This is a genomic window from Bacillus canaveralius (genome assembly GCF_002860125.1).
GTDB classification, from domain to species: domain Bacteria; phylum Bacillota; class Bacilli; order Bacillales; family Cytobacillaceae; genus Bacillus_BJ; species Bacillus_BJ canaveralius.
Genome location: NZ_PGVA01000009.1, coordinates 39,782 through 63,193, shown reverse-complemented (window position 1 = coordinate 63,193; position 23,412 = coordinate 39,782). Strand labels below are relative to the sequence as shown.

The window sequence follows — 23,412 nt, the reverse complement described above, 5'->3', positions numbered from 1 at the left end:
ATTAGACAAAAATAAAAAAACTGTAGGCAAACTCGATATTAGTCGAGTTTGTCTACAGTCTGAAACAACCTCTTTTCATATTTTGAAGAGAGGTTGTTTTGTTTGGATAAATAGGATGTTAAGCACCGGCCGAACCATTGGTCGGTGTTTTTTCGGTTTACCAAATAGTTTTCAAAGCGGCGGAAAAACAATATAATAAGAGAAAAGATGAATAACCATTCATTATTTGGGAGGAAGCAGATGAAGAAGTTCAGCTATATTAAAGAATGGGATTCCTGGCAGGAAGAGTTTGATTTTTCTTTTCCAGTTCAAGTCCGTTTTTCCGAAACGGATATGTTTGGTCACCTGAACAATACGGTTCCATTTGTTTATTTTGAACAGGCGCGGATTGAGTTTTTCAAAAGCAAAGGCTTTATGCAGGAATGGGTAAAAACCGGAAATGAGACGATTCCGGTTGTAGCGGATCTGCAATGCGACTTTTTGAACCAGGTGTTTTTTGACGAGCAAATAGATATTTTTGTGAAAGCAGACTCTATCGGGAATTCCTCGGTCGATCTTCATTACATGGGGAAAAAGAAGAATGGGGAAGTTTGTTTTGTTGGACGAGGAACAATGGTCCAGATCTCCAGGAAAACAGGGAAAGGCGTTCCATGGTCTGAAGAAGCGAGGGTGCTGCTCGGTTCTCCGCAAAAAATCCAATCGTAAAGGCTCGGTGTACATTTTTGATAAAAAGGCTCTCCGTCAAGCGAATGTAGTCACTCCATTTCTTTTGTTTACATATGATATGGTGACTAAATATATACCCACCCCGCGGTTCAAGGCTGGCGAAGGCAAGGAGGGTTACAATACTTGAAGGAGAATGAATATACTCACAAGCCACTACTCACAAAAAGAGAACGAGAAGTATTCGAACTGTTAGTACAAGACAAAACAACAAAAGAGATCGCTGGTGAATTATTTATAAGCGAGAAAACGGTTCGCAATCACATTTCCAATGCCATGCAAAAGCTTGGCGTTAAGGGGCGTTCACAAGCCGTTGTAGAGCTCCTTCGTATGGGAGAGCTAGAACTTTGATTTATGCCGGCGTCCTTTTTAAGGGGGCCGGTTACACATTTAAGGACAATCTTACTTCCTTGCCTGTTATTTCTATCTTGAAATTTCGGCTGAAAAGGTAGAAAATAAAAGAAACTGAGAGAACTGTTGATTGTTAATAGAGGAGTTGTGCCTTATGAAGCTCGATGGCTTGAATGAAAATGCCGAAACAGAAAGCGCTGCAGGCGAAACAAATATTGTTGCAGATATTGAAAAAGATTTGCGTTACATAGCGGGAATCATCAAGCAAAAAGGAAGAGAGATTTTAAGCAATTATACGATTACTCCTCCTCAATTCGTTGCCCTGCAATGGCTTTTTGAAGACGGTGATATGACGATCGGGGAGCTTTCCAATAAGATGTATTTAGCCTTCAGTACGACAACTGATCTTGTTGATCGCATGGAAAAGAACAGTCTGGTGATGAGGGTAAAGGATCCAAATGATCGCCGGGTTGTCCGTATTCACCTGTTGGAAGAAGGCAAGAGGGTGATTGACGAGGTCATAAAAAAAAGACAAGCCTATTTGCGGGAAGTGCTCCGCAATTTTTCCGGTGAAGAGGTATTGCTTTTAAAAAATAACTTAATGAGATTACATCAAGATATGCGCGAAGAATGAGGCGAGATTTTTGAAACAACCGATAGGCATCATTGATTCGGGAGTTGGCGGACTGACGGTTGCCAAGGAGGTCATGCGCCAGCTTCCGGCTGAACAGATATATTACGTGGGCGACACAGCCCGCTGTCCATATGGTCCAAGATCCAGTGAAGAAGTAAAACGTTTTACATGGGAAATGACACAATTTTTGCTTGCCAAAAATATTAAAATGCTCGTGATCGCTTGTAATACAGCAACTGCCGTTGTCCTGGACGAGATTAGGAACGAGCTTTCGATTCCGGTCGTTGGTGTCATTTACCCTGGTGCAAGAACGGCATTGAAAGTGACAGACAACCACCAGATCGGCGTGATTGGCACGGAAGGAACGATCAAGAGCGGTGCCTACGAAACAGCATTAAAGTCGATTAACAAGCGCGTCGCTGTCAAAAGCCTCGCCTGCCCGAAGTTTGTACCACTGGTAGAGAGCGGTGAATTTTCCGGCCCTGTTGCCAAAAAAATCGTTGCCGAAACACTGCAGCCCTTGAAAAATAAAGGGCTCGATACGTTGATTTTAGGCTGTACCCATTATCCCCTGCTCGAAGGACTGATTAAAAATACGATGGGAAGCGGTGTGAAGGTAATCAGCTCCGGCGAAGAAACAGCCCGGGAAGTGAGCACGATTCTTCATCATAATCGCATGTTAAACAGCAGTGACAACGATCCCGACCACCAATTTTTTGTCACTGGTTCAAGAGCGATTTTCACCAAAATTGCTTCGCAATGGCTCAAGAAAAGAATTGGAAATGTAACGATGATCAAACTTGGCACATGAAAAGAATATACTTCTGCGATACCACAGTTTCTTGTGGTATTTTTTTTATGAGTGAGCATAACCGTTGGGATTTCGGCAAAAAGTTATATAATTGAATAAATATCTCAATGTATCAAGCAAAACCGAAAAACGAATTAAATTGTTTTAATAAACCCAGGAGGATTCCGTATGAAACGAATAATACCGTGTTAATTTTCAATAATTGTTCGTTTTTCAATTAAACAAATGCTTTATGATTCAACAATAAAGGTGATCAACATGAACATACAACTGAAAGATATTGTTTCCAAGAGTATTTTAACTCCCGGAAGAGGTTTGTTGGAAGAGTATTCTCATTCAATCAATCCGTATGCCGGTTGTGCTTTCGCATGCAAGTATTGTTACGTCAGACAACTGCCTGTGTCCCTTTACCGTGAAGAAGAATGGGGAACATGGGTTGATATTAAAACAAATGCTGCTGAACTTTTAAGAAAAGAGCTTGTAAAAGCGAAGAAAAAAGGGCCGGTAACCTTGTTTATGTCATCTGCTACCGATCCGTATCAGCCGATTGAAGCCAAAACGAAATTAACAAGGAGCTTGTTGGAAGTGATGCTGGATGAACAGCCTGATTTTCTGTTTGTCCAAACCCGCTCACCGTTAGTCACGCGGGACATTGACCTATTTAAACAGTTTGGTGACAGAATCAGAGTGTCGATGACGATTGAAACGGATAAGGAAGAAGTCAGAAAGGCATTTTCACCTTCAGCTCCGCCTATCCCTGCCCGAATGAACGCTTTACAAAAGATAACGGATGCAGGAATACTGACACAAGCAACGATTGCCCCGTTGCTGCCTTGTTCTAAGGAGTTCCCCAAAAAACTAAAAAACATCGCCAGCCGGGTAACATTGGATGATTATTGGATGGGAGATGGAGGCGGGGGGAAACGAACAGAAAAGCTGGGGATTTATCAGATATATGAACAAATGGGATTGGAAAAATGGTATAACCCAACAGCATATAAAGTCGTCTTAAAAATGCTCAAAGATGAACTGGATGATGTGAATTTGTTAATTTCACAAAAAGGGTTCGGCCCGGGGAAAAATTAAAGATAAGATAAAGCGGTTTTGGCGGCCAAAGGAGTCGGGTCAAAATTAGGAAAAAAGGTGCCATCGGGTGCCTTTTTTTACTATAGAAACAAGCTTGCCTGCCCAAAAAAAGAGTTCATGATTGGCGTATGCCAAATTTTCTTCCAAAAGACGGTCTAATTTAAAAAGAGGCTCGTATACTTTTAGTACAAACTGTCTTAGGAGGGATTTAAATGTCTAAACATAAAAAAACAACTTTTGTTTCGGCCATATTTATGTCATCCGTGTTTTTGTCCGGCTGCGGATTGTTTGGCGGAGAGGAGAAGATTGATCCGCCTCAAGAAGCAACGTACGGGGAGGAGGCAGAAACAGAAACAGATGAATCAGCAGAAACAGGTGATCAAACAGAGAAAATGGCCGGAGATAAGGACGCTGCAGAAACGACCGTCCCGACAGAGTTGTACTTAATCGATGAAAAAGGCTATGTTACCGCACAGACACTCGATTTGCCAAAAGCCGAAGGAGTCGCCAAACAGGCGCTTGAGTATCTTGTCGAAGGCGGCCCAGTAACAGCAGTTCTTCCTAAAGGATTCAGGGCAGTTTTACCTGCAGATACGACGGTTTCAGTCAATATAAAAGACGGCGTTGCTACCGTAAATTTTTCAAAGGAATTCCAGGAATATAAGGCTGAAGACGAACCTAAAATCCTCCAGGCCATTACATGGACGCTAACACAGTTTGATTCCGTCCAAAAGGTCAAGCTGCAGATGAATGGGAACGAATTGAAGGAAATGCCTGTAAACGGCACTCCGATCGGCGAAGAACTGAGCCGGGCGAACGGAATCAATCTTGATACAGCAGAAATGATCGATCCGGCAGACACTAAGGCTGTCACCGTTTATTATCTTGGTGGTGAAGAAGGAGCGTATTATTATGTACCTGTAACGCGCCGGGTTTCAAATGAAGTGGGCAACAATGTTGAAGCAGCTGTGAATGAATTAGTGAAGGGACCTAGCTATAGCTCCAATCTGCTTTCTGATTTTGATCCCGATATAGAGCTGCTTGATGCGCCGAAGATTGAAGATAGAACAGTAACGTTAAACTTCAATGAATCTGTCTATGGAAGTGCTGAAGAGAAAATCGTTTCCCAGCATTTATTGAATGCTCTTGTCCTGTCTTTAACCGAACAAAAAGGGATAGAAAGCGTTTCGGTGACGGTGAATGGCGAAGCCGGCGTTGTCAATGATAAGGGTGAAGAGCTTTCAGAACCCGTTACCCGTCCTGAAAAAGTCAACACAGGTAGTTTTTAAAAAAAATTTTTTGATATACTATATAAAGAATAAGCCAGAGGCCGCCAATTTTTGCCGCCTCTTCTTTATTGTTATAATGAATGATAATCACTACATAACTGTCGATTCCCTAGTAACTGCGGAAAACAAAAGGAGGAACAGAGAATGCGTGTGGATGGACGCGAACGAAATCAATTAAGGCCTGTACATATCGAAACGAATTATATTAAGCAGCCGGAAGGATCGGTTCTCATTTCTGTGGGAGATACAAAGGTTATCTGTGCCGCAACGATTGAGGACAGGGTGCCGCCGTTTATGCGTGGAGAAGGCAAAGGCTGGATTACGGCGGAATATGCGATGCTTCCTAGGGCAACGGAGCAAAGGAATATAAGGGAGTCCTCAAAAGGGAAAGTAAGCGGGCGGACGATGGAAATCCAGCGTTTAATTGGCCGGGCGTTGAGATCGGTCGTAACGCTTGACGCGATCGGAGAACGAACGGTGTGGATCGACTGCGATGTCATCCAGGCAGATGGCGGAACTAGAACTGCTTCGATTACCGGGGCTTTTGTGGCAATGGCGATTGCCCTCCACAAGCTGTATGAAAAAAAGTCCATTAAAACCTTTCCGGTCAGTAACTTTTTGGCCGCCACAAGTGTTGGTATTTTAAGCGATAAACAGGCCGTTCTTGATTTGAATTATGCCGAGGATTCAAATGCGGAAGTAGATATGAATATAGTCATGACTGGCAATGGCGAATTTGTTGAGCTGCAAGGAACAGGTGAGGAATCGACTTTTTCATATGACCAGCTTCAGGAACTGATTAAGGTAGCCCAGGAAGGGTTACTGGAGTTGTTTGAATATCAAAAGGAAGCTCTTGGTGATGAGATAGCAGCGCTTATCAAGGGCAGCAGCGTGGAAAAAGAGGAGAAATAAATTATGAAAGAAGTAATCATTGCAACAAAAAATCGTGGCAAGGCGAAAGAGTTTGAAAATTTATTTGGCCCCCATGGGTATGTCGTAAGGACACTTCATGACTACCCGGAAATCGCGGAGATCGAGGAAACGGGGGCAACTTTTGCTGAAAATGCCGTGTTAAAGGCCGAGTCTGTAGCAAAGGCATTGGGGAAAATGGTGATTGCTGATGATTCAGGGCTGATTGTCGATGCCCTTGGTGGAAAGCCGGGTATTTTTTCGGCAAGGTATGCGGGTGAGGAAAAAAATGACGATGCCAATATTGACAAAGTTTTAGCCGAATTATCAGGGATTAAAGAAGAAGGCCGGACCGCCAGATTTTACTGCGCGCTTGCAGTTGCGAGACCGGGGCACCCGACCGAAACGGTTTCAGGTACATGTGACGGGTTGATCCTTTTTGAACGAACCGGGACGAACGGCTTTGGGTATGACCCGATCTTTTTTGTAAAAGAAAAAAACAAGGCAATGGCGGAGCTCGAACCTGAAGAAAAGAATCAGATCAGCCACCGCGCCAGAGCCCTGCAAAAGTTGGGCGAAATGCTTGCAACATTTTCGGTAGAGGATGAGCGGGCATGAAGAGAGCGTTAATTGTGAGTGACAGTCACGGCTCATCCGAAGTATTGGAGAGGCTTAAGGAAAAGCATCGCAGCGAAGTTGACGTGATGCTCCATTGCGGCGATTCGGAGCTTGCTGCTGATCACAGTGCATTGTCCGGTTTCTCCGTCGTAAGGGGAAATTGTGATTATGGTCAAAAGCTTCCTGATGAGCTCGTCGAAGAAATCGACGGACAAAGACTTTTCGTGACACATGGACATCTTTATTCCGTAAAATCAACACTTATGAACCTGCATTATCGGGCCAGGGAATTAAACGCCGATATCGTTTGCTTCGGGCATTCCCATGTTCTTGGTGCGGAAATGATTGATGGTATACTTTTCATCAATCCGGGAAGCATACTGCTGCCGAGACAGCGTCTCGAAAAAACATATGTTATCCTCGAACTATCTGAAAAAGAGTTGATTTTGCGTACTTTTGATATTGATAAAGGCGAGCTTACCGGGCTGGAACAGTCATTTGCTCTTCCAAAACTCAAGTAACTATTCTATAATATGGGAGAGAAAGTTCTTTTTTCTCCCATAAGAATGACGAGAAATATTGTTAATCGTATTGACATTTTATTATTTGGCTAATATAATAAAGTTTGTCTTTAAAAAAGAATATCATGTCCCAGTAGCTCAGCTGGATAGAGCAACGCCCTTCTAAGGCGTCGGTCGGGAGTTCGAATCTCTCCTGGGACGCTATGTTAAGAGAAAGCGTGCAATATTGCGGTTTATTCCAAAAAACCGTTGATATTGCACGCTTTTTTTATTGCTTCGCCTCCTGTTGATCAAAACAACTACAGAAGGCTTTTTTCTCAATAAACTTCTTTAATGATTCATGCGAATAAACTGGGGTAACTGGGAGAAAAATACCTTTGTTATACAAAAAACAGGAGGTGACCAGATGGAATCACAAGAACTGGCGTGGCATGAAACGATGGAAACACATGAAATCCTCAACTTTAAAACGGTGTGCTTGCTTAGATCGAAATTGATGCAAGGTGTCTGCTTTGATAATGATCTAAAGCAGCTGTTGGAAAAAGACGTGCAACAATCGATTCAAGATGTCAATGAACTGCTCAATTTTTACCAGCAAGCAAAATTAAACTAAATTGGTGGTGAGAAAGAATGAAAGATTACTTAGATCCGCGCAACGCTGAAGGAATGCCCAATCTTGCTGATTCAGCGATTGCACTGGATTTTTTGCTGGCCGTTAAAAATGGAGTGAGGAATTATGGGTATGCGATCACAGAAACGGCAAGCCCGGAACTGAGAACAACTTTACACAAGCAAATGGAAGCAGCGATTGATCTGCACGGTGAGATATCCGAATTGATGATGAATAAAGGGTGGCTCCATCCTTATGATATAAATGAACAAATTCCATTGGATCTGATATCTGCTGAGACCGCGGTCCAAATTGCTGGCATGACGCTCTTCCCGAATGATACAGACCGGCTCGGAATGTTTGCTACGCCGAATAAATGAATGGAGGAGAAATGAACAATGAAAGCCGTTACGTATCAAGGCATTAAAAATGTCAGCGTCCAAGATGTCGATGATCCCGCTATTATGAAAGCAGACGATATAATCGTAAAAATTACAGCATCAGCGATTTGTGGCTCTGATTTGCATTTAATTCACGGCTTGGTACCGAATATGCCTACAGACTTTATCTTTGGACATGAACCGATGGGAGTGGTCGAAGAAGTGGGTCCAGAGGTAACCAGACTGAAAAAAGGGGACCGGGTCATTATCCCGTTTAACGTTAGCTGCGGTGAATGCTGGTATTGTAAACACGATATCACAAGCCAATGCGATAACTCGAACCCTCACGGAGACATGGGAGCCTATTTCGGCTATTCTGAAACAATGGGCGGCTATGACGGAGGACAGGCTGAGTACATGCGGGTACCATATGGAAATTTCACTCCTTTCAAAATACCGGAGGACTCCGAGGTCGACGATGAAAAATTAGTGTTGCTCGCCGATGCCGCGTCGACAGCTTACTGGAGTGTTGATCATGCCGGTGTTAAAGCCGGTGATACCGTGATTGTTCTCGGTTGCGGCCCGGTTGGCTTGCTTACGCAAAAATTCGCCTGGCTTAAAGGTGCGAAAAGGGTTATCGCTGTTGACTTTCTCGACTATCGTTTGGAGCATGCAAAAAGAACCAATAAAGTAGAAGTCATAAATTTTGAAAAAGAAGAAAACATTGGCACCCATTTGAAGGAGATTACCCAGGGCGGAGCAGATGTCGTCATCGACTGTTCAGGAATGAGCGGGAAGATGACACCGATGGAATTTCTGGCAACTGGTTTAAAGCTTCAGGGCGGAGCACTTAATGGTGTGATTATGGCGACGCAGGCAGTGCGCAAGGCAGGAACCATTCAAATAACAGGTGCTTATGGCGGCCGGTATAACGGTTTCCCGCTTGGTGATATATTCCAGCGCAACATCGACATCAGAACCGGACAGGCGCCGGTTATTCCATATATGCCTGTTCTATACAATTTGATTGCTGAAGGAAAGGTTGATCCCGGAGACGTTGTTACACATGTTCTTCCTCTCGATCAAGCCAAGCACGGATATGAAGTCTTTGACACAAGAACTGAAGGGTGTATCAAGGTTGTTTTGAAGCCGCATTAAGCTTGGTTATCGCAATAAAACCCGGTTCCGAATCGCATGTTCAGAACCGGGTTTTATTTTGTTGATAGACTGAAGGTGAGTTTGCCACGATTTTTTGAAAACGGTTTCTTTTGCGTTAGAAAATCTAACATAAATTGCACGTTTCTTCCATATTATATAACTTAGCAATTTCCCCCGAATTCTAACGTTCCTATTAACCAAAAAAAATGAAAAAAATAAAAAAATTTTTGAGTCCTGAAAATGTGAATCTATCAACAATGTAAGCGGATACATAAAATCAGATAAATCTAAATTATCTAATAATTCATGTAAATGGTCTTGACGAGCGCTTGAAATCGGCGTAAGATAATCCTCAAATAAAAAAAACACAGAATTTTTCAGCAAATTAAAAATGGTTTATGAACGGAGAGCATTTCCGGTCTACAGCTTTTTTAAACAAAAAGTTTACCGATTTAAAGCGTTTGTTGATTACAGTATGGAGGTGCGCTTTTGTGTCCGAACAATGGATTTTTTTAAACGGAGAATACGTAACGAAAGAAAACGCAAAAGTATCCGTTTATGATCATGGTTTTTTATACGGCGATGGCATTTTTGAAGGGATTCGTGTTTACAGCGGCAATATTTTTCGAATGAAGGAACATATGGACCGCCTGTACCGATCAGCTAAATCGATTATGCTGGAAATTCCATTTACAGCGGAAGAGTTTACGAAGGTAATTGTCCAAACCGTTGAGAAGAATCACTATGAAAACGCCTATATAAGAGTTGTTGTTTCAAGGGGAGTCGGCGACCTCGGGCTTGATCCTTTCAAATGTAAACAGGCCAATGTCGTTGTTATCGTCGAGCCGCTCGCGATTTTTCCGAAAGAGCTTTATGAAACAGGGCTTGAAATTGTCACTGTGGCAACACGAAGAAATCGTCCTGATGTGTTAAGCCCGAAAGTAAAATCGTTAAACTACTTAAACAATGTGCTTGTCAGAATCGAAGCCCATCTGGCCAATGTTAGTGAAGCGCTGATGCTGAATGACCAGGGTTATGTGGCTGAAGGTTCAGCAGATAATGTTTTTATTATCAAGGACAACAAGTTCTATACACCGCCCGGCTATATCGGGGCGCTTGAAGGAATTACAAGAAACGCCGTGATGGACATTGCTGTTGAACTTGGTTATGAAATGAAAGAAGAACCGTTCACACGGCATGATGTATACACAGCTGATGAAGTGTTCCTGACTGGAACGGCAGCAGAAGTGATCGCGGTCGTCAAGGTTGATGGCAGAGTGATTGGCGATGGTGCCCCTGGTGTCCATACGAAAAAGCTTCTTGAAAAGTTCAGGGAAAGAGTTGTTTCTGAAGGCGTAAAAGTCTATTCGCAAAATACAGCATCACATGTCAGTTAAATATCGAAAAAGCGCAGAAGAGGATAAGTAGCCATATGCAGCGGAATCTACAGAGAGCCGGATAAGCTGAGAACCGGCGAGACCAGCATATAGTGAACTCACCTCCGAGCATCGGCTTGAACGGTCATTTCAAGTAGAGCCGATCGGGTGCAAAAGCACCCGTTACAAAATCGAACAGCGGAAAGATCGCTGTTCACGAGTGCACGCAAGCGTTTCTGCGTGAACAAGGGTGGTACCGTGGAACAGGTTAACAAAGCCTTTTCATCCCTTTGTCTAAACAATTTAGGCAACTTTTGGGGTGGGAAGGCTTTTTCTTTTTGAAAAAAATGGACGCTGATCAGCGTTTGAAGGTTACTTTACAAGTTGGAGGAGGTCAACAATCAATGTTGCAGGAAGCTGCCTTTAAGGAAAAAAAGGCTGAACAGAAAGCGATTAGCGGTGCAGAGCTATTGCTTGAATCATTGGAAAAAGAAAACGTTGAAGTCATTTTCGGCTATCCCGGCGGAGCTGTTTTGCCGATTTACGACAAGCTCTATGATTCAAAAATCATGCATGTGCTGCCAAGGCATGAACAAGGCGGAATTCATGCGGCAGAAGGATATGCAAGAATTACCGGGAAACCTGGAGTCGTGATTGCCACTTCGGGCCCTGGAGCGACAAACATTGTGACAGGGCTTGCTGACGCCCTGATGGATTCGCTCCCGCTAGTCGTATTCACGGGCCAGGTGGCGACAGGAGTAATTGGGACAGATGCTTTCCAGGAAGCGGATATTCTTGGGATTACAACCCCGATTACGAAGTACAATTACCAGGTCCGCAACATTGAAGATATTCCTCGTATCGTCAAAGAAGCCTTCTACATTGCAAGCAGCGGCCGGCCAGGTCCGGTATTGATCGATGTTCCGAAGGATATGGCGGCAATGGCGGCCGTGCCTCCGGAAGAACAGGAAATTGAGCTGCCTGGCTATCAGCCGAATTTGCAGCCGAACTTTTTGCAAATCAGAAAATTGACTGAGGTCGTCAGCAGGGCGAAACGTCCCGTCATTCTGGCTGGAGCAGGTGTCTTACACGCAGGCGCATCCGATGAATTAATGCGATACGCCGAGCAACAGCAGCTTCCCGTTGTTCATACACTGCTCGGGCTCGGCGGATTTCCGGCCGACCATCGACTATCTCTCGGCATGGCTGGGATGCATGGCTGTTATACGGCAAACATGGCTTTATACGAATGCGACCTCCTGATCAACATTGGTGCGAGGTTTGATGACAGGCTGACCGGGAATTTACGGCACTTTGCCCCAAAAGCAACCGTAGCCCATATCGATATCGATCCTGCTGAAATTGGTAAAAATATCCCGACACAAATTCCGGTTGTAGCCGATGCTAAACAAGCTTTAGAGCAAATGGTCGGACAGGAAGGAAAACAACCTGAACATAAGGAGTGGCTGGACACCCTCGATTCATGGAAACAAAAGCATCCTTTTCATTATGAAACTGGTTCGGGCTTAAAACCGCAAAAAGTAATCGAGATGCTGTATGAAAAGACAAACGGCGAAGCGATTGTCGTGACCGATGTGGGCCAGCATCAAATGTGGGCGGCCCAATACTATCCGTTTAAGAACCCTGATCGATGGGTGACTTCAGGGGGGCTAGGCACGATGGGCTTCGGGCTTCCGGCCAGCATCGGCGCACAGCTGGCCGATCAGGGTGCATGTGTGCTGGCGATTCTCGGCGATGGCGGCTTTCAAATGTCGACCCAGGAACTGGCTGTTATTGCTGAAATGGAGCTTCCGGTAAAAATCGTGATTCTCAACAACCGGGCGCTCGGCATGGTAAGACAATGGCAGGAAATCTTTTACGAGTCCCGCTTTTCGCACAGCAAGTTCTCGATGCAGCCATCGTTCGTAAAACTGGCAGAAGCTTATGGAATAAAAGGTTATGAGATTACTTCCCCGGAAGAAGCCGATGTGATCTTAAATCAAGTTTTACATGACAGGGAACCCGTTTTACTCGATTTCAGGGTTGAGCCGGATGAAAATGTATATCCGATGATTGCACCGGGGAAAGGAATTAATGAGATGGTAGGTGTTAAACAATGAAAAGGATAATCTCATTAACTGTTCTGAACCGGCCAGGCGTGTTAAATCGAATTACGAACCTTTTTTCGAAGCGGAATTACAACATCGAAAGTATTTCGGTCGGGCATTCGGAACAGGAAGGGATATCGAGAATCACCTGCGCTGTACATGTGGACAACGACAGGGTTGTTGAACAAATCGCCAAACAGCTGAACAAACAAATCGACGTGATAAAAGTAGCTGATATTACCGACCAGGATATCGTTGCCCGGGAACTGGCACTCATTAAAGTTCTCGTAACGGCGAACACAAGAACGGAGATTTACTCGCTGATTGAACCGTTTCGGGCTTCAGTGATTGATGTCAGCAAGGACAGCGTCGTGATTCAAATAACCGGCGAGTCAGATAAAATCGAAGCGTTTATTGAACTGATCAAACCATATGGAATCAAGGAACTGGCAAGAACGGGGACTACTGCTTTTGCGAGGGGTACCCAGCGCTCGTCACAATCCAATAAAACTTACTCAATCGTCTAAAAAACTACTATTTTTACAATTAGGAAGGAAGATGAAAAATGGCAAAAATGTATTATAACGGTGATGCAAACAGTTCTTATTTAAATGGAAAAAAGGTCGCAGTTATCGGCTACGGATCACAGGGCCATGCCCATTCCCAGAACATGAGGGACAGCGGAGTTGATGTAGTTGTCGGTCTAAGAAAAGGGAAATCATGGGATAAGGCAGTCGAGGACGGTTTTCAAGTTTATTCTGTAGCGGAAGCGACTGCTGCAGCGGACGTAGTGATGATCCTGCTTCCGGATGAGCAGCAGCCTTCAGTCTATAATAAAGAAATTGCGCCGAACTTAAATGGGCAGGCGTTAATGTTCGCACACGGGTTCAACATCCATTTCAACCAGATCGTCCCGCCTGCGTCAAGCGATGTGCTGCTTGTCGCTCCAAAAGGACCTGGTCACCTTGTCAGAAGAACGTACGAGGAAGCTGCCGGTGTTCCTGCGTTGTTTGCCATTTACCAGGATGTGAGCGGCGAGGCAAGGGAATTGGCGCTTGCCTATGCGAAGGCGATCGGATCGCTCCGTGCTGGTGGATTGGAAACCACGTTTAAAGAAGAAACCGAAACCGATTTGTTCGGTGAACAAGCCGTTTTATGCGGAGGGCTCACTTCACTTGTAAAAGCGGGCTTTGAAACGCTCGTCGAAGCCGGTTACCAGCCTGAACTTGCCTATTTTGAGTGTCTGCATGAGCTGAAGTTAATCGTTGACCTTATGTATGAAGGCGGTCTTGAAGGAATGCGCTATTCGATTTCCGATACGGCCCAATGGGGTGATTTTGTCAGCGGTCCGCGTATTGTAAACGGCCAGGTGAAGGAAGAGATGAAGGCTGTTTTGAAAGACATCCAGGAAGGAAAGTTTGCTAAAGGCTGGATTCTCGAGAATCAGGCAAACCGTCCGGTCTTTAATGCGGTTAACCGAAATGAAAAAGAGCATCAAATTGAAGAGGTTGGCAGGGAGCTAAGAAAAATGATGCCATTCGTCAATCGCAAAAAACAGAAAGAAGTGGTCGTAAGTGCGCAAAATTAACATTTTTGACACGACGCTACGGGACGGGGAGCAATCAGCCGGAGTCAACTTGAATATGTCGGAAAAGCTCGAAATCGCAAGGCAACTAGAGCGGTTGAATGTCGACATTATTGAAGCCGGCTTCCCTGCCGCTTCAAAAGGAGACTTCAGTTCTGTACAGCAAATTGCCGGGCTTATCAAAAACGCATCAGTAACGGGGCTGGCCCGTTCGGTTAAGTCGGATATAGACGCTGCCTGGGAAGCGCTAAAAGGCGGAGCAGAGCCGAGGCTTCATGTGTTTATTGCGACATCACCGATTCACCGTCAATACAAGTTAAAGCTAACGGCGGACGAGGTTAAAGAAACAGCAGTTGCAACGGTTAAATATGCCGTATCCAAGTTTCCGATCGTCCAATGGTCTGCTGAAGATGCGTGCCGCACCGAGCTCCCGTATCTCGCCGAAATTGTCGAAGAAGTGATTCAGGCCGGTGCCCATGTGATTAATATCCCGGATACAGTCGGCTATATTTCGCCAAAGGAATACGGCGCCATTTTTCAATACTTAAGAGAACATGTTCCGTCCATTCATAAAGTTTCATTATCGGCGCACTGCCATGATGATCTCGGGATGGCGATCGCCAACTCGCTGGCAGCGGTTGAGCATGGGGCTACCCAGGTTGAAGGAACAATCAACGGGATTGGTGAGCGAGCGGGCAATGCGGCGCTTGAGGAATTCGCTGTAGCATTGCAGATAAGAAATGATTATTATCAGGCAATAACAAATATAAATTTAAAGGAAATCAGCCGCACAAGCAGTTTGGTCAGCAAATTAACGGGTATGCCTGTACCGGCAAATAAAGCCGTTGTTGGCAAAAATGCCTTTGCCCATGAATCGGGAATTCACCAGGATGGGGTCTTAAAAGAGAAAACGACATACGAGATCATCTCTCCTGAGCTTGTTGGCTTCCAGACGAATTCGATGGTGCTTGGAAAGCATTCAGGACGGCATGCCTTTAAAACCCGTCTTGATGAACTCGGTTTAACCGTTCACGATGATGAAGTGAAGTCGTTATTTCAAGTTTTCAAAGATTTAGCTGACCGTAAAAAGGAAATGACCGATGATGATTTAGCGGCCATTGTTCTTGAAGAGAAGCTTTCCAAAGAACAGCGCTTTTACGACTTGATCTCGATTCAAATCCAATATGGAACAAACCAGGTTCCGACGGCAACTGTGACGTTATCAGGATGCAACAATGAACTGATCCAGGAAGCGGGAACCGGCGCAGGAAGCATCGAAGCTTTGTATAACACGCTTGAAAAGAGCATGGAAGGAAATATTAACCTGCTTGATTATCGGATTCAGTCGGTGGGAGCCGGGCGGGACGCGCTCGCACAGGTATATGTGAAAATGCGCTATGCCGGTCATGAAACAAGCGGAAGAGGTCTTGCGCAGGATGTTCTTGAAGCGTCTGCGAAAGCGTATTTGAATGCGGTCAACCGGGTTCTTTATACAGAGGAACTGCAATTAAAGTTAGTGCAGCAGCAATCATCTTAAATCAAAAGACGGAGGGATAATAGATGAAGAAAAGAATCGCGGTGCTTCCTGGCGATGGAATCGGCAAAGAAGTCACTAAAGGAGCAATTGAGGTTTTACAGGCGATCGGAGAACGATTCGGACATCAATTCTATTTTTCTTACGGGAAAATTGGCGGCGAAGCGATTGATGATTCCGGCACACCTCTTGCTGAGGAGACTGTTCAGCTTTGCCGCGAAAGCGACGCGGTGCTGCTTGGTGCAGTCGGGGGGCCAAAATGGGACCGCCTCCCTGTTGATCTCCGTCCGGAAAGAGGATTGTTGAAGCTTCGCAAAGACCTTGATTTATATGCAAATTTACGGCCGACAAATTTTTATGCAAGCCTTGCCGATTCCTCCCCTTTGCGCATCGAGGTGATCGAAGGTGTTGATCTGCTGATGGTCAGGGAATTGACAGGCGGCCTCTATTTTGGAAAACCGAGCGAGCGTACGAGACAAAACGGTGAAGAGGCTGCAGTTGATACGCTCTTTTATCAGCGTCAAGAAGTGGAAAGGGTGATCGAGACCGCATTCGAACTGGCAAGCAAACGCAACAAGAAGGTAACTTCGGTAGACAAAGCAAACGTGCTTGAATCAAGCCGGATGTGGCGCGAAGTTGCTGAAGAAACTGCCAGGAAGTATCCGGATGTTGAGCTAACAAACATGCTTGTCGATAATGCAGCGATGCAGATGATCAAGAATCCGAAACAATTTGATGTCGTGGTAACAGAAAATATGTTTGGCGATATTTTAAGCGACGAAGCCTCGGTGTTAACCGGATCGCTTGGCATGCTGCCATCAGCAAGCTTGTCGTTATCAGGACCTTACTTATATGAGCCGATCCATGGGTCTGCACCGGATATTGAAGGGAAAAATATTGCCAATCCAGTCGGGATGATTTTATCGGCAGCAATGATGCTCCGTTTATCGTTTGGATTGGAAGAAGAGGCTGTCGCTGTTGAAAATGCGGTCGTCCAGGTTCTGGAGGCCGGCTTCCGGACACGGGATATTGCTGCTTTTGGTAAAACAGCGTCGACGACTACGGAAATGGCCGGAGAAATAAAAGCTGCTCTTCATGATGATGAAGCAATCTTGAATATTATGGGCGCGTACGCTTAAACAGCGCGTGTCTTCTATTAAAAGACGCTTATAAAGAAAGGGATGACAGGATGGGGAAATCAATAATCGACAAGGTATGGGAAAAGCATGTTGTCCACCGGGAAGACGGGAAGCCGGATTTATTATATATTGACCTCCATTTAGTGCACGAAGTAACCTCCCCGCAAGCTTTTTCCGGCCTGAGAATGAAAAAACGAACGGTGAGGCGGCCGGACCGGACGTTTGCGACGATGGACCATAATATTCCGACGATGGGCCGTTTTCAAATTGATGATCAAATTGCCCTTAATCAAATTAACGCACTGCAACAGAACTGTGAAGAATTTGAAGTACCGATTGCCGATTTATCAAGCCCGGAGCAGGGAATTGTCCATGTTATCGGCCCTGAGCTCGGATTGACCCAACCAGGGATGACGGTTGTCTGCGGTGACAGCCATACTTCGACCCATGGTGCCTTCGGTGCCCTGGCTTTTGGGATCGGAACAAGTGAAGTGGAGCATGTTTTGGCAACCCAGACATTATGGCAGACAAAACCGAAAACGCTGAAGCTTGAAATTTCAGGAAAGCTGGCAGTCGGCGTCACTGCCAAGGACGTTATCTTATTTATTCTTGCAGAATACGGAATTAAATTTGGAACAGGATATGTGATTGAATATTGCGGCGAAGTCATTGAAAACATGTCAATGGAAGAGCGGATGACCGTTTGCAATATGTCGATTGAGGGTGGGGCGAAGGCCGGCCTTGTCAGTCCTGATCACACGACATTTTCCTATTTGAAGGGGAGAAAGTATGCTCCAAAGGGAGAAGAATTTGAGATTAAGGTGCAGGAATGGCTGACACTGGCATCCGATGCTGATGCTGAATATGATCAAGTCTTGCATATTAAAGGGGAAGAAATCACACCGATGGTCAGCTGGGGTACCAACCCTTCAATGACGGCCCCGATCTCCGGCCATATCCCGTTCGCTGCCGATTTTGACAGTGAAATGGAAAAAAGATCTTTGCAGAGAGCTCTGGACTATATGGGCTTGCAAGAAGGCAAGAGAATGGATGAAATCAACATTCAGTATGTGTTTATCGGCTCATGTACAAATTCACGGATTGAAGACCTTCGGGCCGCTGCTGAAATCGCGCGGGGCAAACAGGTTCACACTGGCGTAAGGGCATTGGTGGTGCCTGGTTCACAGCAGGTTAAAAAGCAGGCAGAAGAAGAGGGGCTCGCGCAAATCTTTATTGAAGCCGGTTTTGAATGGAGAGAATCGGGTTGCAGCATGTGTTTGAGCATGAATGCAGACATTGTTCCGTCAGGCTATCATTGTGCCTCAACATCGAATCGTAATTTTGAAGGGCGCCAGGGAGCGGGGGCAAGAACACATCTTGTCAGCCCGGCAATGGCTGCCGCTGCAGCCATCCATGGACGATTCGTCGATATTAGAAGTTTGTCTGCAGCGGAAACGGTATAAAGGAGGAGTCTCAGGTGGCGGAATTATCGAATTTTAGAGGGAAAGCAGCCGCAATGGACCGGGCCAATGTCGATACAGATCAGATTATTCCGAAGCAATTTTTAAAGCGGATTGAGAAAACGGGCTTCGGCCAATTTCTGTTCTATGACTGGCGATACAATGCTGACGGCAGCTTAAACAAGGAATTTGAATTAAACCGGCCGGAAAATGCAGGCGCGGAAATTCTCATCGCAAATGAAAATTTCGGCTGTGGATCTTCTCGGGAGCATGCACCATGGGCGCTTTCTGATTATGGTTTTAAAGTGGTCATTGCCCCTTCGTTTGCTGATATATTTTATCAAAACTGCTTAAAGAACGGGATTGTTCCAGTTTCATTAGCGGACGAAGAAGTCGGCTACTTGCTGAGCAAAGCCAAGAGTGAGCTGTATTTTCTTACCGTCAATCTTGAGGAAGAAAAAATTCATGATCAGGCCGGCTTTGAAGCTTCGTTTACAATTCATCCTTACTGGAAAAAGCTCCTTCTTCATGGCTGGGACGAAATCGAAATCACTCTGCAGTATGAAGATAAGATTCTTGCTTACGAAAAATAACTTTTAGAGGTTCACAGTCTTCTCCTGTGAATCTTTTTGTTTTTCTTACTGTTCATGCTAAACTTACTTTAACTTTTACAGTAAGGCGGTTTACATAATGAAAAAAGGCAATCGGTCGAGGACAGATGAAAATATCATTCTTTTTCCCGACCTTGAAAAACGCTTAATTGAAAAAGGACTCGACCACCTGCAGCAAAAAAAGTTTCATGATGCAATTGGCTTTTTCACGGAAGCAAAAAGTCTCGATCCTTCAAACAGCGATGTTTATATCGGTTTGGTGCTTGCCTATTTCGAGTCCGGCCAGCTTGCAAAAGCAAAGGAATTGGCGAAAGAGATGCTGAATCAAGGCATTGGTGACTATATTCAAATTGTTGATTTATATTTGATGATCCTTGTTCAGCTGAATGAATATGGGGAAATTACAGCTACAATTGAAGTGCTGCTTCAGGAGCGGCAAATTCCGAAGGACAAGCTCGAACATTTTTCAAAAATGCTTCATTTCAGCCGCCGCATGAGTGAGGGAAGAGCGGATCAAGCAACAGAAGCAGCACTGAATGATGAGAGTATGATCGATGAGTTGAACCTTTTTTCCTGCCAGAATCCGAAAGAACAGATGCTGCTCATTGCAAAGCTGGCAAACCGGAATATCCGCCCGTATGCAGGAGAGATTACCGCTTACTTAAGTGCTGAGGAAGGCCATCCCTTTTTAAAAACGATGCTATTAAATCTTCTGACCGAACACGAATACGAAAAAGAAGTGTTCGTTAAAAAGTTGGGCAGAAGCGAGAACTTCAATCCGGCAGAACTCGGGTCCGTGCAAAACCAGCAGGGCCTCATCAATATTTCAGAGTTGCTGCGGGAGAAGCTGGAGAATGACGATCCGGTTCTTTTTGAAAATATTAAAAGCTTGCTTGAACGCCACAGTTTTCTGTTATATCCATTTGAATTCAAACCGGAAGACCCGCGCATTTGGGCGGCTGCCTACCATTTTATTTCTTTACAATATCATGGTGTCGATAGACGGAAAGAGGATATCGCGGCTGAGTATGGTGCAGAACGGGATGAGATGGAAGCAGCTCTCGAATTTATTTTAATGGTAGAAGAAATTTCATATCCGATTATATAGCTTCGCTGTTGAAAGAAAAGCAACGTATGTTATAATGTAGTGGTTGTATTATGTGAATTTTTATCTATTACATGAAAAATGGATTATGACTTGCACGACAAGACATATTCATATCAAATTCGATGAACGAAATGATAATAGATTGTTGGAGGGAAAAAACAGTATGTCTGCAAAATGGGAAAAGTTAGAAGGGAACCAAGGGGTTCTCACGTTTGAAGTAGATGCAGAGAGGTTAAACGAAGGTTTAGACTTTGCATTTAAAAAAGTAGTAAAGCAAGTAAATGTTCCTGGCTTCCGTAAAGGAAAGATGCCGCGCGGAATGTTCGAAAAGCGTTTTGGCGTGGAATCATTATATCAGGATGCAGTTGACTTTCTTCTTCCGGAAGCATACTCAAACGCAGTAGAAGAAGCAGGAATTGAACCTGTTGACCGTCCGGAAATCGATGTTGAGCAAATTGAAAAAGGCAAGAATGTTATTTTCAAGGCCAATATTACTGTGAAACCAGAAGTTAAATTGGGTGAATATAAAGGCATCGAAGTAGAAGCTGTCGACACAAATGTTACAGATGAGGATGTAGAAAATGAGCTGAAGTCTTTACAGGAGCGCCATGCAGAGCTTGCTGTCAGAGAAGAAGGCACTGCGGAAAACGGTGATACATTAGTCATCGATTTTAAAGGCTTTGTTGACGGAGAAGCTTTCGAAGGCGGAACATCTGAGAACTACTCACTTGAGATTGGCTCCGGATCATTCATTCCCGGATTTGAAGAGCAGCTCATCGGAGTGGCAGCAGGTGAAGAAAAAGAAGTGGAAGTAAGCTTCCCCGAAGAATACCATGCTGCTGAATTAGCTGGCAAGCCTGCCACTTTCAAAGTGAAAGTTCATGAAATCAAAACAAAAGAACTTCCTCCTTTGGACGATGAATTTGCTAAAGATGTAGATGATGAAGTAGAATCTTTGGACGCTTTAAAAGAAAAAATTAAAAACCGTCTTGAAGACAGCAAGAAGCATGAAGCAGAACATGTTGTCCGTGATACAGTTGTCGATAAAGCGGCAGAAAATGCTGAAATCGAGATTCCTGCAGTCATGATTGATAACGAAGTAGACAGAATGCTTAATGAGTTTGAACAGCGCATCCAAATGCAGGGGATGAATCTTGAACTGTATTACCAATTCTCTGGCCAGGATGAAGACGCACTTCGCGGCCAAATGAGCGAAGAAGCAGAGAAGCGCGTTCGTGCAAACCTAACTCTTGAAGCGATTGCGAAAGCAGAAAATCTCGAAGTTAGCGATGAAGAAGTAACTGAAGAGCTGACAAAAATGGCTGAAATGTACAACATGCCTGTTGAAAACATTGAAAAAGCTTTAGGCAGCCTTGAAGGGATTAAAGCAGATTTACAAGTGAGAAAAGCGGTTGATTTCCTTATTGAAAACAGCAAAACGAAAGCAACCGAATAATAATCATTCAAAATGGAATAGATAACCAGGTGTTGAAACAGTGACTTAATTTCTCTACCGTGGTAAAATTAAGTAACCGGCAAGGCGCGAGAAATCGTGCCTTGTTTTATACACAAAAAAGGAGGAGCGGCGGTTTAACAAACATAGTTCTGTGTACATATTTGTAAATATCAATACATATAACGAAGAAAAGAGTTTTAATATAAAATCATCATTTTCCTTTCAAACCTTGATTGCGCCTAAAGGAAAGCCAGAAGAGACAAACTGGTGATTTTTTGTTTTAAAACATCCGATTTAATCTCCACATTTATGGTTAAGCTTAGTTAAACGGCAATAACCAGGGGCGACTTTCAACTCCAAGTGTTATCATTTCCTGTCTGGTACAAAAATGTGTTACAATGCAATACATAATTGTTACGAGTTCCCATGCGAGGCCGGGCATCAGGTGCCTCATTTGTTGGCTTTTTTCAACGGCCGCCTGATTTTCAGGGCACAGGCGATAAGTTGAAAATGTTTCTGTCCGTTAGCTCAAGAATTGCAGCTTTATATATTGTTCAAAAGTTTTACGAGGGGTGAAGGCATGTTTAAGTTTAATGATGAAAAAGGGCAGTTAAAATGTTCTTTCTGTGGTAAAACACAGGATCAAGTTCGTAAATTAGTTGCGGGCCCTGGTGTATATATATGTGACGAATGCATCGAGCTTTGCACTGAAATCGTTGAAGAAGAACTCGGTACTGAGGAGGAAGTTGAGTTCAAGGATGTTCCGAAACCAAAAGAAATTCGCGACATTCTCGACGAATATGTCATTGGCCAGGACCAGGCGAAAAAGTCGCTGTCTGTAGCCGTTTATAATCACTACAAACGTATTAATTCAAACAGCAAAATTGATGATGTAGAGCTTTCTAAAAGCAATATCGCGATGATCGGTCCGACGGGAAGCGGTAAAACATTGCTTGCGCAAACATTGGCACGGCTCCTCAATGTTCCTTTTGCGATTGCGGATGCTACATCGTTAACTGAAGCAGGTTATGTTGGCGAAGATGTCGAAAATATTCTTCTCAAGCTGATTCAGGCTGCTGACTATGATGTAGAAAAAGCCGAAAAGGGTATTATTTATATCGATGAAATTGATAAAATTGCCCGTAAATCGGAAAATCCCTCGATAACAAGGGATGTTTCCGGTGAAGGAGTCCAGCAAGCCCTGTTAAAAATACTCGAAGGTACAGTAGCAAGCGTTCCGCCACAAGGTGGCCGCAAGCATCCACACCAGGAGTTTATCCAAATTGATACAACCAATATTTTATTTATTTGCGGCGGTGCTTTTGACGGTATCGAACCGATTATTAAACGCCGGCTCGGCCAAAAGGTAATTGGTTTTGGATCCAATGCAAAACAGCCTGAAGTCGAGCAAAAAGAACTGTTATCCAAGGTTCTTCCCGAGGATTTATTGCGCTTCGGCCTTATCCCGGAATTTATCGGGCGTCTGCCGGTGATCGCAAGCCTTGAACAACTTGATGAAGATGCGCTAATTGAAATTCTGACCAAACCTAAAAATGCGCTTGTCAAGCAGTATCAAAAGATGCTTGAGCTTGATGACGTCGAATTGGAATTTGAAGAAGGTGCTTTGAAGGAAATATCGAAAAAAGCAATTGAAAGAAAAACAGGGGCGCGCGGACTCCGCTCGATCATCGAAGGAATCATGCTCGATGTGATGTTTGACCTGCCGTCCCGTGATGATATTGAAAAGTGTATCATCACCGCTGAAACAGTTGTAGAAAACAGCCTGCCGAAGCTTATCCTTAGCGATGGCACCGTCGTCGAAAAAGAACGGAAAACTTCCGCATAACATATGAATCCAGGCCAAACTCTTAAAAGGGTTTGGCTATTTTTATTCACATTTTGCCTATGTTTTTTCTTATTATTCCTTGTTTATTCCATATAGGTG

24 protein-coding genes, 1 tRNA gene and 1 other annotated feature are annotated in these 23,412 nt (G+C 44.3%); all 25 genes read left to right on the top strand.

The annotated features are described in order from the left end of the window. Window positions 1-196: hypothetical protein (locus tag CU635_RS23625; RefSeq protein ID WP_219620168.1), on the top strand; the 196-nt coding region annotated here is incomplete at its 5' end. 44 nt (window positions 197-240) lie between these two features. Beyond that, entirely contained in the window at window positions 241-705 is a 465-nt protein-coding gene (locus CU635_RS05265; protein WP_101576133.1) for an acyl-CoA thioesterase, read from the top strand. Window positions 706-849: 144 nt separating this feature from the next. Next, a complete protein-coding gene (gene gerE / locus CU635_RS05260; RefSeq protein WP_009796032.1) occupies window positions 850-1,074 on the top strand; it encodes a spore germination transcription factor GerE in 225 nt (74 codons plus the stop codon). Between the two features lie 154 nt (window positions 1,075-1,228). Then, the gene (locus CU635_RS05255; protein ID WP_101576132.1) at window positions 1,229-1,708 is read left to right on the top strand and encodes a MarR family winged helix-turn-helix transcriptional regulator; all 480 of its coding nucleotides are present in this window, start codon (window positions 1,229-1,231) and stop codon (window positions 1,706-1,708) included. A gap of 10 nt (window positions 1,709-1,718) precedes the next feature. Beyond that, window positions 1,719-2,519, top strand: coding sequence for a glutamate racemase (racE, locus tag CU635_RS05250; protein ID WP_101576131.1), 801 nt, complete (start codon window positions 1,719-1,721; stop codon window positions 2,517-2,519). A gap of 258 nt (window positions 2,520-2,777) precedes the next feature. Continuing rightward, complete coding sequence (locus CU635_RS05245) at window positions 2,778-3,605, top strand: SPL family radical SAM protein (protein WP_101576130.1); 828 nt, start codon at window positions 2,778-2,780, stop codon at window positions 3,603-3,605. A 212-nt stretch (window positions 3,606-3,817) separates the two neighbouring features. Continuing rightward, complete coding sequence (locus CU635_RS05240) at window positions 3,818-4,894, top strand: GerMN domain-containing protein (protein ID WP_101576129.1); 1,077 nt, start codon at window positions 3,818-3,820, stop codon at window positions 4,892-4,894. 144 nt (window positions 4,895-5,038) lie between these two features. Continuing rightward, window positions 5,039-5,806, top strand: coding sequence for a ribonuclease PH (rph, locus tag CU635_RS05235; RefSeq protein WP_101576128.1), 768 nt, complete (start codon window positions 5,039-5,041; stop codon window positions 5,804-5,806). 3 nt (window positions 5,807-5,809) lie between these two features. Then, window positions 5,810-6,421: an XTP/dITP diphosphatase gene (locus CU635_RS05230; protein ID WP_101576127.1), complete on the top strand. Its 612-nt coding sequence runs from the start codon at window positions 5,810-5,812 to the stop codon at window positions 6,419-6,421. Continuing rightward, complete coding sequence (locus CU635_RS05225) at window positions 6,418-6,942, top strand: metallophosphoesterase (protein WP_101576126.1); 525 nt, start codon at window positions 6,418-6,420, stop codon at window positions 6,940-6,942. Before CU635_RS05230 ends, CU635_RS05225 begins: the two co-directional genes overlap by 4 nt. A 127-nt stretch (window positions 6,943-7,069) precedes the next feature. Beyond that, window positions 7,070-7,143 (top strand) — tRNA-Arg (locus CU635_RS05220). A gap of 205 nt (window positions 7,144-7,348) precedes the next feature. Then, complete coding sequence (locus CU635_RS05215) at window positions 7,349-7,555, top strand: spore coat protein (protein WP_101576125.1); 207 nt, start codon at window positions 7,349-7,351, stop codon at window positions 7,553-7,555. 17 nt (window positions 7,556-7,572) lie between these two features. After that, window positions 7,573-7,932 (top strand): spore coat protein, encoded by a 360-nt coding sequence (locus tag CU635_RS05210; RefSeq protein ID WP_101576124.1) that lies wholly within the window; start codon window positions 7,573-7,575, stop codon window positions 7,930-7,932. Window positions 7,933-7,950: 18 nt separating this feature from the next. Next, the gene (locus CU635_RS05205) at window positions 7,951-9,090 is read left to right on the top strand and encodes a zinc-dependent alcohol dehydrogenase (RefSeq protein WP_101576123.1); all 1,140 of its coding nucleotides are present in this window, start codon (window positions 7,951-7,953) and stop codon (window positions 9,088-9,090) included. Window positions 9,091-9,581: 491 nt separating this feature from the next. After that, entirely contained in the window at window positions 9,582-10,487 is a 906-nt protein-coding gene (gene ilvE, locus CU635_RS05195) for a branched-chain-amino-acid transaminase (RefSeq protein WP_101576121.1), read from the top strand. A gap of 5 nt (window positions 10,488-10,492) precedes the next feature. Then, window positions 10,493-10,759, top strand: a binding site (T-box leader). Between the two features lie 111 nt (window positions 10,760-10,870). Further along, window positions 10,871-12,586: an acetolactate synthase large subunit gene (ilvB, locus tag CU635_RS05190; RefSeq protein WP_101576120.1), complete on the top strand. Its 1,716-nt coding sequence runs from the start codon at window positions 10,871-10,873 to the stop codon at window positions 12,584-12,586. Beyond that, window positions 12,583-13,101, top strand: a complete 519-nt coding sequence (gene ilvN / locus CU635_RS05185; RefSeq protein ID WP_101576119.1) for an acetolactate synthase small subunit — start codon at window positions 12,583-12,585, stop codon at window positions 13,099-13,101. The genes ilvB and ilvN overlap by 4 nt, the downstream gene beginning before the upstream one ends. Window positions 13,102-13,139: 38 nt before the next feature. Further along, the gene (ilvC, locus tag CU635_RS05180) at window positions 13,140-14,162 is read left to right on the top strand and encodes a ketol-acid reductoisomerase (protein WP_101576118.1); all 1,023 of its coding nucleotides are present in this window, start codon (window positions 13,140-13,142) and stop codon (window positions 14,160-14,162) included. After that, window positions 14,149-15,696 (top strand): 2-isopropylmalate synthase, encoded by a 1,548-nt coding sequence (locus CU635_RS05175; protein ID WP_101576117.1) that lies wholly within the window; start codon window positions 14,149-14,151, stop codon window positions 15,694-15,696. Before ilvC ends, CU635_RS05175 begins: the two co-directional genes overlap by 14 nt. Window positions 15,697-15,719: 23 nt before the next feature. After that, window positions 15,720-16,832 carry a 3-isopropylmalate dehydrogenase gene (gene leuB, locus CU635_RS05170; RefSeq protein WP_101576116.1) on the top strand — a complete coding sequence of 371 codons (1,113 nt, stop codon included), beginning with the start codon at window positions 15,720-15,722 and terminating at the stop codon, window positions 16,830-16,832. 50 nt (window positions 16,833-16,882) lie between these two features. Beyond that, on the top strand, window positions 16,883-18,295 hold the full coding sequence (gene leuC / locus CU635_RS05165; protein WP_101576115.1) for a 3-isopropylmalate dehydratase large subunit: 1,413 nt from the start codon (window positions 16,883-16,885) through the stop codon (window positions 18,293-18,295). Window positions 18,296-18,309: 14 nt separating this feature from the next. Next, window positions 18,310-18,885: a 3-isopropylmalate dehydratase small subunit gene (gene leuD, locus CU635_RS05160; RefSeq protein ID WP_101576114.1), complete on the top strand. Its 576-nt coding sequence runs from the start codon at window positions 18,310-18,312 to the stop codon at window positions 18,883-18,885. A 97-nt stretch (window positions 18,886-18,982) separates the two neighbouring features. Beyond that, on the top strand, window positions 18,983-20,011 hold the full coding sequence (locus tag CU635_RS05155; protein WP_101576113.1) for a tetratricopeptide repeat protein: 1,029 nt from the start codon (window positions 18,983-18,985) through the stop codon (window positions 20,009-20,011). Window positions 20,012-20,174: 163 nt separating this feature from the next. Further along, the gene (gene tig, locus CU635_RS05150; RefSeq protein WP_101576112.1) at window positions 20,175-21,467 is read left to right on the top strand and encodes a trigger factor; all 1,293 of its coding nucleotides are present in this window, start codon (window positions 20,175-20,177) and stop codon (window positions 21,465-21,467) included. A 580-nt stretch (window positions 21,468-22,047) separates the two neighbouring features. Further along, window positions 22,048-23,313 (top strand): ATP-dependent protease ATP-binding subunit ClpX, encoded by a 1,266-nt coding sequence (clpX, locus tag CU635_RS05145; protein WP_101576111.1) that lies wholly within the window; start codon window positions 22,048-22,050, stop codon window positions 23,311-23,313. The last annotated feature ends 99 nt before the right edge of the window (window positions 23,314-23,412 follow it).